This window comes from Pseudomonas sp. (assembly GCF_035512415.1).
In the GTDB taxonomy this organism is placed as follows: domain Bacteria; phylum Pseudomonadota; class Gammaproteobacteria; order Pseudomonadales; family Pseudomonadaceae; genus Aquipseudomonas.
The window spans coordinates 1-12,410 of sequence record NZ_DATKDZ010000038.1 but is presented as its reverse complement, the minus strand read 5'-3'; the positions used below and the strand labels follow the sequence as shown (position 1 = coordinate 12,410).

The following is a 12,410-nucleotide window of genomic DNA, read 5'->3' as shown; positions in this document are numbered from 1 at the left end:
GAGGTGGCGGATGGATCTGGATTGGCGTAGCTGTCTGTTACTGGCCCTGCTGGCCGTGCCCTGGGAAAGCTGGGCGGCGCAGGATGACCCGGTCAGCTCGGTGATGTGGGAGTACCACCACGCGCGCCTGCTCGACGGCGCGCCCTATGTCTTCGACGAGCGCATCGTGGTGCAGGTGCCGCCCTTTGCCGAGGATGCCCGCCAGGTGCCGATCCAGGTCGACGCCAGCGCCTATGACGGCGAGGTGGTGCGCATCCTGGCCTGGGCCGAGCTCAACCCGATTGCGCAGATCTTCGACTTTCGCCCCGGCGAGCAAATGGTGGCGCGCCTGGCCATCCGCATTCGCGTCGAGCAGGCCACGCCGATCCGCGCCGCGGTGCTGACCCGCGATGGCCTCTGGCATATCGGCTCGGCCCAGGTCGAGGCTGCCGGCGGCGGTTGCACCGCGCCCAGCGTGGTGCGCGCCGAAGCAGAATGGGAAGAGCGCCTGGGCCAGGTGCTCGGCAAGCGTTACCCCCTGGCCGACTCCAGCCGTCTGCGCCTGCAGGTTGCCCACCCGATGGACAACGGCCTGGTCGGCGGCATCCCCGAATTCTTCCTTAACCAGGCCGAGCTGCGCGACAGCGCCGGCAACAGCCTGGCGACCCTGGAGCTGTTCGCCGCCGTCAGCGAAAACCCCACCATCAGCCTGGAAGTGAAGGGCGAGGGTGAAACCACGCTGTGGCTGCGCGACAACAACGGCAATGAGTTCGAGGCGGCGTTTTGACGGGGGGAATGCAATGCGCTGGATAGTACTGCTGCTAAGCCTGGCGTTTGGCCCGGCCCAGGCCGAGTTGAATTATGAGCTGCAACCCCGGCAGATTGCCGACGGCGTCTGGCTGCTGCAAGGCAGCACCGACAACTTCGCCCAGAGCAATGGCGGCAATATCGTCAATACCGGGTTTATCGTCACCGAACAGGGCGTAGTGGTTATCGACAGCGGCCCCTCGAAACGCTACGGCGAAGCCATGCGCCAGGCCATTGCCCGGGTGACCGACAAGCCCGTACTGCAACTGCTGCTGACCCACCACCACCCCGACCACGCCCTCGGCAACCAGGCCTTCGCCGACGTGCCGATAGCCGCCCTGGCCGGCACCCGCCGCCTGCTCGACGAGCAGGGCGAGGCCATGGCGGAAAACATGTACCGCCTGGTCGGCGACTGGATGCGCGGCACCGAAGTGCTGCTGCCCAACCAGACCCTGCAACCCGGGGTGCTGCAGATCGGCGAACGCCGCCTGCATCTGCTGGAACTGAGCGGCCACAGTGGGGCTGACCTGGCGATACTCGACGAAAACAGCGGCGTGCTGTTTGCTGGCGACCTGCTGTTCTACCAGCGCGCCTTGACCACCCCCGGCACTCCGGGGCTGGACACCTGGCTGGCGGATCTCGACCAGCTGCAGCAACTGCCCTGGAAACAGATCGTCCCCGGCCACGGCCCGCTGACCCGCGACGCCGCCCCCTTCGTGCAGATGCGCGACTACCTCGGCTGGCTCGACGGCGTGATGCGCAGCGGATCCGAGCGGGGCGCGGAAATGAACGAACTGATCCGCACCCCCATCCCTGAACGCTTTGCCGGCATCAGCCTGAGCCGCTACGAGCTGATCCGCAGCGTTAGTCATCTCTATCCGCGCTACGAGCAGGCGCAGATGCAGCGGGTGGATAGATAAGGCGCTGTTCCCGGTTGTGGCCGGTAAGCGCTTTTGTAGGAGCGGCGGGGGCACCTAGCCTTGCCCGCGAAATCCATCGCGGCAAGCCCGCTCCTACAGGTACCCACAAGCCGATAGATTTGCTGCGCGACGGGGAATCTTCTACTCGGCGGATTGGCTCCTGCTGGGGCTTGGGCAGTGTAGGGCGGGTGAGTGGCGTGGGGCGGGGCTTGAACATCAACTGCGCAATCTGTGCGCCACGTAACCCGCCAAGCGGTGGTCGGCCTGGTGGATTACGGCGCAGTTGGCTCCGCATCAGCACAGAGCCCGTGGTCCAGACGCCGCACTTGTAGGTACTTGTAGGAGCGGGCCATGCCCGCGAAAGTGTCTGGCCGCGCCGCGGATCGTGGGCATGGAGCTGCGTGTCCCACCCGTTCCTACACGAAATTGCTGCATGTACCAGGTAACTGAGGCACAGCCTTTTCAATCCCGATCAGGCGCACCCTGCGGAAATAGGTGGCGATAGGGGCGCGCCTCATCCACCGCTCTGGCGAAGGAGGGGCGGGCAAGCAGGCGTTGGCGCAAGCCATGCACCTGGGTCAGGGTCGGGCTGATCGGCTGCACCCAGTCGGCATAGAACAGCGCGGGCGCGGCGGCGCAATCGGCGAGGCTGAAGCTGTCGCCCGCAGCCCACTGGCGGCCGATCAGGGTGGTGTCGAGCCAGCGATAGGCGCTGTCGAGCATCTGCCGGGCTTCGCTGACACCCTGAGGGTCGCGGGTATCGGCCGTGCGGATGCGGTCTAAAACGATCTTCTGCATCGGCGTGGAAATGTAGTTGTCGAAGAAGCGATCCATCGTCCGCACTTCCAGCGCTGCGCGCGCGTCCTCGGGAGTCAGGCGCACCGGGCCTGCGTGATAGAGGTCCAGGTACTCGATGATGATGCTCGACTCCAGCACCCCGCGCTGGTTATCCAGCAGCACGGGAAAGCGCTTGAGCGGCCAGAGCGCGGCGAGCTCGGCCGCCGTCTGCGGGTCATCGGGTGCGAGCAGGCGCATCTCGAACGCGGTGGCGTTCTCATAAAGAGCAATCAGTACCTTCTGGCAGTACGAAGAGAAGGGGTGGGCATAGAGTTTCAGCGACATGGGCGATTCCTCGACAGGGCAGGTTTCAGACTAGATCGTGTCGGTAGGACGCGATCCCTTACCAACAACCCCTAGTCGTTTGCCATGACGAGGAATCGACAGGCGGCTGGCAAAAAGCTGCTGCAGCCTACTGCAGCGTCAGCTCTTCGCCGCGTTCCTGTTGCCAGTCGTCCAGGCTGGGGGCGGCCTGGTCGCCGGCCATGCGGTGGATGATTTCGAAGTAGTTTTGCTTGAAGGGGTCGCTCATGATCTCGTCGCGCTTGCGCACACGCACGGCGTAGATGCTCTGTACGTTCTGGTGATCGAAAGCGCGCCATTGCTGCTGGTCCTTGAGCAGGCTGTAGCTGTGGCCTTCGAGGGCCTGGATCAGTGTTTCGCTGTCCAGGCTCTGGCTGCGCTGCACCGCCGCGCTCCATTGTTTGACCACCGAATAGGCGCTGCCACTGGTGCTGCCGGGGTATTCCTGGTGGGCGTCGATATAGCGCTGGACGAAGCGCTGGCCGTGGGGGTTTTGGTCCAGCCGGGGCAGTTCCCAGGTCCAGGCTTCGGTGCCGATCACGCCTTCCATCACCAGCGGCCCGGTGTTCTGCACCACGCTTTTGGTCAGGTTGGGCACGATGATCTGCATGTTCTCTTTCAGCCCGAGGTTGTGCACCAGGCGCATGCTGCGTTGCAGGTTTTCCCCCAGTAGCACCAGCACCAGGATATCGGCCTCGCTGGCTTGGGCCTTGGCCAGGACGCTGCGGTACTGCGCGCGGCTGACCACGCCGTTGGGCAGTACGCTGCGGCCGTGGCGGGCGCGGTCGCTGCTGCCGGTGGCCTGGCGCAGGGCGTTTTCCATGCTGCGGCCCCAGGCATCGTCGATCAGGATGTAGTGGTAGTGCTGACGCGGCTGATGCCAGGAGAGGTATTCGCCCAGCACCCGGGCGCTCATCCAGGCGCTGTTGGATTCGCGAAACAGGTAGCGGTGGCCGGCCTGGCCGGTGACTTCGTTGGCATAGCTTAGGGTCTGTTGCCATTTCATTCGTGGCCGCGCCGGAGCCTGTTTTTGCGCGAGACAAGGCACGAGACGCGAAGTTTGGTTGTTCCAAATGAGTGTCGAGAAACGCAGTATCGCGCAAAAACAGGCCCGGCCCTTCGGGTTGCGCGGGAAATGGCCCCCGCTGTTGTTGCAGGACTTGGCAAGGGAATAACCATTACCTGCGTCCTGCGCCTAACCGGGGGCCATTTCTCGCGGCAACGCGGCTCACGATGAAATGGCAACAGACCCTATGGTGGCGAAGTACAGCAGACCCCGCTCGCGAGCGCGCTGTCCGGCGGCCATGGCCTCTTCGCTGGTGGCACCGCCGAAGACCATGCGCGCGCCCTGGTCGGCGAACAGGTCGACATTGTCGCGGGCCTGTGCGGCCCGCGAGGCGGTGTTTTCGCTAAGCAGCTCCAGCGGCCTACCGAGCACGCCACCGGCGCGATTGATTTCTTCGACCGCGAGCATGGCCCCGCGGCGCAGCTCCAGGCCCTCATCCTTGTAGTTGCCGGTGCGTGGGTAGTTGAGGCCGATTTTGATCGGGTCGGCAAGCAGCTGGTTGCCCAGGCAGTTGAGTAACAGGCAGCACATCAAGATGACACGGGCCATGGGTGTTCTCCATTGGCGTGGGGGTGTGTCTTTCTAAAGCCTGGGCGGGGCGCTGGATATGCTCTTTTGCGGTGGCCGGGGCGGCACTTAAGTCGGTCGCAGAAGCCGAATGGCGCGTACGTAATGGGCATACTTGGCAAAGCTTGTGCGATGCCGCTCACACGAATGCATCGCAGTCAGCAACATACAGTCATTCGCCTTCAGCCCTTGAAGTGCCTGTGTTAGCGTCCGGCCGTTCGGCTTGGGGGCCGAGCATTTACTTGGCCGTCGTAGCCATGGCCTTTCGATCTGTTGGAGAAAACCTATGACCTGCATCCGCCAGAATCGGGGGCGATCTGCTGCGCGTGGCGCTGGCTATCGTCTGCCTGTACTGCCACTCATGTCGGCGTCGACAGCCGAACCTGGCCGGGAAGAGGGTGGCCTCTACCTGCGCAAGAGGCTTTCTCTTTCGATCAGGGCGGCCCTGATGGCGGGGGTGGCGGTGTGGCCTGGCGTAAGCGCTGCGGTGCTCTATATCGAGCCGATCACCGGCGTTGCCGGCAACGACGGGCCCGGCGGAACGGGCGGCTACGACCCCGCTTACGATGTCAGCTTTATCGGCGGTGCCTTGCACTACGCCCTCGCTGGCGGCGATAGCATAGAGATGGAAGATGTCGACCGCGACGTGATCACCGTGTCCGTCGCTTCCGGGAATCCTCCGGTGGCGATGGACGTGGTCGGCGGCGGCTGGCTGGACCTGTCGGCGATCCGCGGTGAGAGCGCCACCCGGGGGATGGCGATCGGTATCCTTAACGACGGCAATACGCTCACCGTCAACGGCGACACCAGAATCTCCGCCCGTGCCCGCGACGCGGATTTCGGCCTGGTCATCGGTAACGGCGCGCACGCGGTGATCGGCCGCGGCGGCAGCACCACGGTCTTCAACGGCTCGACCGACCTCCACGCTTATACGCAGGGCTTTGCGCGCGCGGTCTGGGCGGCGGGACGCAGCAGCATCGTCTTCAATGGCCCGACCACGATACTTGCGCAGAGCCGCGGTACGCTCGACGCGGTCTACAACTCCGAGCTCAGCAGCATTACCTTTAACGGTGACACCAGCATCTCCGCGCTCGGCATCTGGCCCAGCGACAACTCCCATGCCATCTACAACGACGGCGTCAACAGCCGCCTGACGGTAAACGGCAATCTGGCGCTGACCACCATCTCGCAAGGCTCGACTGCGTTCGGTGTGCGTAACCAGGGCATCATGGAAGTGACCGGCGACGCCACGGTCAACGTGGACGGCCCGCGCTCCTCGCATGGCATCGCCAACACCCATCGTCTGGCGCGGATGACCTGGCATGGCGACGTCGACGTGCGCGTGCGCGGTGGCTCCTTCGTGCCGTTCGGCAACCCCAGCGGCCTCAGCAATGATCGCTCCCCTGGCGCGCAAATGACTTTCAATGGCGCGTTCAACGCCGATGTCGCCTCCGCTGCAGAGACCTATGGCAGCGTCAACACCGGCAGCATCCGCTTTACCTCGGCCACCGCTCCGGTGTCCTTTATCGTCGCCTCCAGCTGCGATGGCTGCGCGGTGTATGGCGTCCGCAACTTTGGCACAGTCTCCGCCGCCGGCGGATTGAGCGTGGTGGCAACCGCGACCGGCAGCGGGAACGCCTATTCGATCTGGAGCCTGGCCGGTACCCAGGACGCGGTGGTCTCGGTCAACCAGGCGGGCGGGCAGGCAGTGCAACTCACCGGCGATCTGGTGACCGCGACCAACCCCGATAACGGATTCCGCGGTGCGGCCGAGATCAATCTCGACACCTCAGACTCCTACCTGCGCGGCCTGGTCAGTGGCTGGGCGGGTTTGGCCACCGGCCAAGCCATTCTTGCGTTTACCAATGGCGCGACCTGGACGCCACAAGGCACCGGTACGCTGAGCAACGATTTCGGTAGCGGCTCGTTTACCCTGGCCGACACTGGCTCGATCGACATGGCCGGCTACTGGGGCAGCTTTGCGCCTTCGTCGATCCCCACGCACAGCTACCGCACCCTGCTGATCGACAGCAGCAACGGCAGTGGTGCCAGCGTTTCACTGGGCGACGGTGCGCGGTTCCAACTGCTGAGCGACATCACCGGTATCAACGGCACGGCCAGCGCCGACAAGATTGTGTTCGGCAGTGGCATCAGCAGCTTCTCCGCCACCGGCACCCAGGGCGTGAGCATCGTCTACGACCCGGCGCTGGACGACAGTTCCTGGGTCAATGCCACGACCCTGCGCAGCGGCACAACGATCCAGGCCGCTACACCGCTCGAAATCGTCGATGCCAGCGCGGCCGCTGGCGGCAGCGCCACCTTCGTGGCGGCGACCGGCCTGAATAGCCAGTGGAGCGGCACCTACGAAGGCGATCTGGTGCAGTTCACCTATACCCCCCAGGTGGCGCGGAGTGCCGATGGCAGGAAGATCCTGTTGAGCGGGATTAGTATCCAGGGCAGCGAGGGTGGCACCACTGCCGGCTCAGGTGGTTCCAGCTCTGACGCTGGCACCGAAACTGGCACCAACACCAATACGGGCAGTGGCAGCAACACTGATACGGCCAGTGTGATCGACAGCGAGAGCCCAAGCGTTGCCGGGGCTACCCGCATCCGCCCATCGCAGACGGTGCTGAGCGCCGCCGACGCCGCGGACAGCATGGTCGATCTGTGGCATGCCAGCGGCCAGGCCTCGCTGCAGCACCTGCGCAGCCGGGCACGTCGCCAGGGCAGCGATCAAACCAGCGTCTGGGCGAGAGGCGATAGCGCTGAGCTCAGCTCCGATACCGCCTATGCGCGCGACTATCGCCAGAACTACAGCGGCCTGACCGTCGGCGCGGACCGCAGCTTTGCCCGTGACGGTTCCTCCAGCACCCTCGGTTTTAGCGTCGGGCAGCTCCGCTCGACGGCGAACTACGAGCAGGGCAAGGGCGAGCTGACCGGCACCACGCTGGGGTTCTACAGCGGCTGGGCCGCCGATAGCGGGCCTTATCTTCTGCTCGGAGTCGATGCTTCGCAGCTGGAGAACAGGTACAGCGCGCGCGACTCGCAGAACCGCAAGATTGTCGGCCAATACCGCACTCAAGCGGCGCGGACCTACGCCGAAAGCGGCTATCCGTTCACCTTCGCCAACGGCTATTACATCGAACCCCAGCTCGGCCTGTCTGTGGGTGTTGTTCGCGGCAGCCAGCACACGACCCGCAATGGCGTAGAGATCGAGCAGGACCGACAGGTGTCTTCCGTTGCGCGGGCCGGCGTTGAGCTTGGCAAGACCCTGCAGGGCGTGGGGATGAATGGTGGCCTGTACGCGCGCGCCTCGGCACTGCGTTATCAGGGTGAGCAGCTGGACATCACCGCCTCCAAGGACGGTGGCAGCATTGCGCCCGATACGGTGGCGCGCAAAGGCAACGGGCATGAGTTTGTGCTCGGTGGCGATGTCGGCTTCGGCCCCACCAACCTGTTTATCGAGGCGTCCACAGCCTCTGCGGTGGATGCCGAGCGGAGCTGGGCCGTCCAGGCTGGATTGCGTCACAGCTGGTAGGTGCGCTGCGCCGGATACTCATCGCGCCTATGTCAGACGGAGAGGTATTGCTACCAAGGAACTAGAGAAATCGGTACTGCGTTCAATTGTTGGGCAGCCCCCTTAGGCCAAGAATCTGCCACAGACCGGGAAAACTTCCCGGTAATAACAATGAACCCACAGAGGTAGCCGCAATGAAACACTCTGGTCTACGCAAGCCTTTCGTTCTCAGCACGCTGTGTGCCGCCATCTTGATGTCCGGCGCGAGCGCATGGGCCGTTACCGACGAGGAGATTCTCGGTGACGTGAATACCACCCATGAAATCGTCACCAACGGTATGGGCCTGCAAGGCCAGCGTTACAGCCCGCTGGATACCCTCAACGTCGACAATGTCAAGGATCTGCGGCCGGTCTGGGCGCTGTCCTTCGGCGGCGAGAAGCAGCGCGGTCAGCAGGCTCAGCCGATGATCAAGGACGGCGTGATGTACGTCACCGCCTCCTACTCGCGGGTGTTTGCGGTCGACGCGCGCACCGGCAAGGAGCTGTGGCAGTACGATGCGCGCCTGCCGGAAGACATCCGTCCGTGCTGCGACGTGATCAACCGCGGCGTTGCCCTGTACGGTGACCTGGTGATTTTCGGCACCCTGGATGCCAAGTTGGTGGCCCTGAACAAGGACACCGGCAAGGTGGTATGGCGCAAGAGCGTGGCGGACCACAAGGCCGGCTACTCGATCACCGCCGCACCGTTGGTGATCAATGGCAAGCTGATTACCGGGGTGTCCGGTGGCGAGTTTGGCGTGGTCGGCAAGATCGAAGCCTATGACCCGAAAAACGGCGAGTTGCTGTGGACCCGTCCTACCGTGGAAGGCCATATGGGCTATGTCTACAAGGACGGCAAGGCGGTCGAGAACGGCATCAGCGGCGGCGAAGCCGGCAAGACCTGGCCGGGCGACCTGTGGAAGACCGGCGGCGCGGCCCCTTGGCTGGGCGGCCTGTATGACCCGGAAACCAACCTGCTGCTGTTCGGCACCGGTAACCCGGCACCGTGGAACTCGCACCTGCGCCCTGGCGACAACCTCTACTCGTCCTCGCGTCTGGCCCTGAACCCGGATGACGGCACCATCAAGTGGCACTTCCAGACCACCCCGCACGACGGCTGGGATTACGACGGCGTCAACGAACTGGTGTCGTTCAACTACCAGGAAGGCGGCAAGACCATCCAGGCCGCGGCCACCGCCGACCGTAACGGCTTTTTCTACGTGCTGGATCGCACCAACGGCAAGTTTATCCGCGGCTTCCCCTTCGTCGACAAGATCACCTGGGCCAAGGGTCTGGACAAGAACGGCCGGCCGATCTACGACGACAGCAACCGTCCGGGTGCACCGGGCAGCGAAACCAAGGGCAAGAGCGTGTTCTCCGCACCGGCCTTCCTCGGTGCGAAAAACTGGATGCCGATGGCCTACAGCCAGGACACCGGGCTGTTCTATGTGCCGAGCAACGAGTGGGGCATGGACATCTGGAACGAGGACATCGCCTACAAAAAAGGCGCGGCCTACCTGGGTTCTGGCTTCACCATCAAGCCGCTGAACGAAGACTATATCGGCGTGCTGCGCGCCATCGACCCGAAGACCGGCAAGGAAGTCTGGCGGCACAAGAACTTCGCGCCGCTGTGGGGCGGGGTGATGACCACCAAGGGCAACCTGGTGTTCACCGGTACGCCTGAGGGCTTCCTGCAGGCCTTCAACGCCAAGACCGGCGACAAGGTCTGGGAATTCCAGACCGGCTCCGGCGTGCTCGGTTCGCCAGTTACCTGGGAAATGGATGGCGAGCAGTATGTCTCCGTACTCTCCGGCTGGGGCGGCGCAGTGCCGCTGTGGGGCGGCGAAGTGGCCAAGCGGGTGAAGGACTTCAACCAGGGCGGCATGCTCTGGACCTTCAAACTGCCCAAGGAGCTGGTAGCCAAGCGCTGATCCTTTAGCGCTAAGGCTGCAATGCTACACAAGGCCGGCTTTTAGCCGGCCTTGTGCTTTCTGTCGTACAGGTTTTCCGGTCTTGCGTCGCCCGGCTGAAATTCGCGGGCGGTTTGCAGCCGCCAGATTTCCCCGGATTGCACCGAGGCACGCGCTGCGCCTGGGTAGGGTGCGCGGGGCCGCCTAGGCCGTGCGCACCAGAAATCCGGCGGTTACGCAGGCCTGCCACCAGCGAGCAGGCGCTGTATATGTCATGGCCAGCCATGCCGCGGGTAGCCCGGATGGAATCCGGGAGCGGTTTGGCCGGCGCAGATTTGTCCCGGATTGCATCCGGGCTACGGACGCGCAGGCCTTTGTGGGAGGGGACAAGCGGCAAGCGGCAACTCGCGAACCTTTCGCGGTGCTGGTTGCCAACCCTTTACCGGGCGTGCACCGGATTGCCGACAGCACGGCTCGGCAGCAGCGCCTATGCTGAGCAGTCCAGGGCCCTGCCGCGCGGCATACGGCCGGGCTGTCTACTACCAAATGATTAGCAGTCCTATGCCATGGACGCATACCGGCCGCGCCGGCAGCTTCCTAATATCGAACCATGACCTGCGCCTCGTTCCCGGCGGCAGGCTCCGACAACAAGAGAGGTCAGCATCATGATTTACGCTAAACCCGGTACTCCAGGCGCAGTCATCAATCTCAAGCCGCGCTACGGCAACTTTATCAACGGCGAATTCGTTGCGCCGCTGGGTGGCAGTTACTTCACTAACACCAGCCCGGTCGATGCCTCGGTCATCGGCGAGTTCCCGCGTTCCGATGCCGCCGATATCGAGCGCGCCCTCGACGCCGCCCATGCCGCCGCCGATGCCTGGGGCAAGACCAGCGTGCAGGCCCGTTCCCTGGTGCTGCTGAAAATCGCCGACCGTATCGAAGCCAACCTCGAAGTGCTGGCCGTGGCCGAAACCTGGGACAACGGCAAGGCCGTGCGCGAAACCCTGAAAGCCGACGTGCCCCTGGCCGCCGACCACTTCCGTTACTACGCCGGGTGCATCCGCGCTCAGGAAGGCTCTGCTGCAGAAATCGACGAACACACCGCTGCTTATCACTTCCATGAGCCGCTGGGCGTGGTCGGGCAGATCATTCCGTGGAACTTCCCGCTGCTGATGGCCGCCTGGAAACTCGCGCCGGCCCTGGCCGCCGGTAACTGCATCGTGCTCAAGCCGGCCGAGCAAACCCCGCTGTCGATCACCGTACTGATGGAGCTGATCGGCGACCTGCTGCCGCCAGGCGTGCTCAACGTGGTCCAGGGCTTTGGCCGCGAAGCCGGTGAGGCCTTGGCCACCAGCAAGCGCATCGCCAAGATCGCCTTTACCGGTTCCACTCCGGTCGGTTCGCATATCTTGAAATGCGCCGCCGAGAACATCATTCCGAGCACCGTGGAACTGGGCGGCAAGTCGCCGAACATCTTCTTCGAAGACATCATGAACGCCGAGCCGGCCTTTATCGAAAAAGCCGCCGAAGGCCTGGTACTGGCCTTCTTCAACCAGGGCGAAGTGTGCACCTGCCCATCGCGGGCCCTGGTGCAGGAATCCATCTACGACGCCTTCATGGTCGAGGTGATGAAGAAGATCAAGGTGATCAAGCGCGGTAATCCGCTGGATACCGAAACCATGGTCGGTGCCCAGGCGTCCGAACAGCAGTACGACAAGATCCTCAGCTACCTGGAAATCGCCCAGCAGGAAGGGGCCGAGCTGCTCACCGGCGGCGCGGCAGAGCGTCTGGAAGGAGACCTGGCCAGCGGTTATTACATCCAGCCGACCCTGCTCAAGGGCAACAACAAGATGCGCGTGTTCCAGGAAGAGATCTTTGGCCCGGTGGTGGGTATCACCACCTTCAAGGACGAAGCCGAAGCCCTGGCCATTGCCAACGACACCGAGTTCGGCCTGGGTGCCGGTCTGTGGACCCGCGACATCAACCGCGCCTACCGCATGGGTCGGGCGATCAAGGCCGGTCGCGTGTGGACCAACTGCTACCACCTGTACCCGGCTCACGCCGCCTTCGGTGGCTACAAGAAGTCCGGCGTTGGCCGCGAAACCCACAAGATGATGCTCGATCACTATCAGCAGACCAAGAACCTCTTGATCAGCTATGACATCAATCCGCTGGGCTTCTTCTGATTGCTGCTTGCTCCCCGGCACGTTCGCTCCAGCGTGCCGGCTTCTCCCTGCGATAGGCCCTCAGGGCAGGATTTGCAGCAGGCCGCAGCGGCCTGATAAATGGCAGCAAATCACTCTCGCAACGCGGCTTCGGCCGCGTTTTTTATGTGCGCCCAGCATGGGCGCAATCTTGTGGGTGAAAGTCCCGCCGTAAGCTGACCACAGCGAACGAAGTGAAGCGCAACTGCATAAGGGCGACCGAGTGTGGAGAGGAAGCGTGAATCGAAGCCATGAGCCGAT

Annotated in this window: 7 protein-coding genes and 1 pseudogene; 5 read left to right on the top strand and 3 right to left on the bottom strand. The window is 63.8% G+C overall.

Going from position 1 to position 12,410, the window contains the following annotated elements; translation table 11 throughout:
• The first annotated feature begins 16 nt into the window (after nucleotides 1-16).
• Both VMP31_RS17190 and VMP31_RS17185 read left to right on the top strand, forming a co-directional pair.
• Nucleotides 17-766 carry a quinoprotein dehydrogenase-associated SoxYZ-like carrier gene (locus VMP31_RS17190; protein ID WP_414705475.1) on the top strand — a complete coding sequence of 250 codons (750 nt, stop codon included), beginning with the start codon at nucleotides 17-19 and terminating at the stop codon, nucleotides 764-766.
• A gap of 13 nt (nucleotides 767-779) precedes the next feature.
• Nucleotides 780-1,706 (top strand): quinoprotein relay system zinc metallohydrolase 1, encoded by a 927-nt coding sequence (locus tag VMP31_RS17185; RefSeq protein ID WP_325508924.1) that lies wholly within the window; start codon nucleotides 780-782, stop codon nucleotides 1,704-1,706.
• 462 nt (nucleotides 1,707-2,168) lie between these two features.
• Here VMP31_RS17185 and VMP31_RS17180 read toward each other — a convergent pair whose 3' ends face one another.
• From VMP31_RS17180 to VMP31_RS17170, 3 genes and pseudogenes are all read right to left on the bottom strand, one after another.
• Nucleotides 2,169-2,828: a glutathione S-transferase family protein gene (locus VMP31_RS17180; RefSeq protein WP_325508923.1), complete on the bottom strand. Its 660-nt coding sequence runs from the start codon at nucleotides 2,826-2,828 to the stop codon at nucleotides 2,169-2,171.
• Nucleotides 2,829-2,955: 127 nt separating this feature from the next.
• Complete coding sequence (locus VMP31_RS17175; protein WP_414705470.1) at nucleotides 2,956-3,894, bottom strand: ABC transporter substrate-binding protein; 939 nt, start codon at nucleotides 3,892-3,894, stop codon at nucleotides 2,956-2,958.
• A gap of 201 nt (nucleotides 3,895-4,095) precedes the next feature.
• Nucleotides 4,096-4,461, bottom strand: a pseudogene (locus VMP31_RS17170) (ABC transporter substrate-binding protein); the annotation flags it as partial.
• A gap of 379 nt (nucleotides 4,462-4,840) precedes the next feature.
• Here VMP31_RS17170 and VMP31_RS17165 point away from each other — a divergent pair.
• From VMP31_RS17165 to VMP31_RS17155, 3 genes are all read left to right on the top strand, one after another.
• Nucleotides 4,841-8,017: an autotransporter outer membrane beta-barrel domain-containing protein gene (locus VMP31_RS17165; protein ID WP_325508922.1), complete on the top strand. Its 3,177-nt coding sequence runs from the start codon at nucleotides 4,841-4,843 to the stop codon at nucleotides 8,015-8,017.
• A 173-nt stretch (nucleotides 8,018-8,190) separates the two neighbouring features.
• Complete coding sequence (locus tag VMP31_RS17160; protein ID WP_325508921.1) at nucleotides 8,191-9,966, top strand: methanol/ethanol family PQQ-dependent dehydrogenase; 1,776 nt, start codon at nucleotides 8,191-8,193, stop codon at nucleotides 9,964-9,966.
• A 644-nt stretch (nucleotides 9,967-10,610) separates the two neighbouring features.
• The gene (locus VMP31_RS17155) at nucleotides 10,611-12,131 is read left to right on the top strand and encodes an aldehyde dehydrogenase family protein (protein WP_325508920.1); all 1,521 of its coding nucleotides are present in this window, start codon (nucleotides 10,611-10,613) and stop codon (nucleotides 12,129-12,131) included.
• Nucleotides 12,132-12,410: the final 279 nt, after the last annotated feature.

Excerpts from the sequence above, each read along its gene's own strand:
- VMP31_RS17185 (WP_325508924.1), top strand. The coding sequence starts at position 780 with ATGCGCTGGATAGTACTGCTGCTAAGCCTGGCGTTTGGCCCGGCCCAG.
- VMP31_RS17155 (WP_325508920.1), top strand. The coding sequence starts at position 10,611 with ATGATTTACGCTAAACCCGGTACTCCAGGCGCAGTCATCAATCTCAAG.
- VMP31_RS17160 (WP_325508921.1), top strand. The coding sequence starts at position 8,191 with ATGAAACACTCTGGTCTACGCAAGCCTTTCGTTCTCAGCACGCTGTGT.
- VMP31_RS17165 (WP_325508922.1), top strand. The coding sequence starts at position 4,841 with ATGTCGGCGTCGACAGCCGAACCTGGCCGGGAAGAGGGTGGCCTCTAC.
- VMP31_RS17180 (WP_325508923.1), bottom strand. The coding sequence starts at position 2,828 with ATGTCGCTGAAACTCTATGCCCACCCCTTCTCTTCGTACTGCCAGAAG.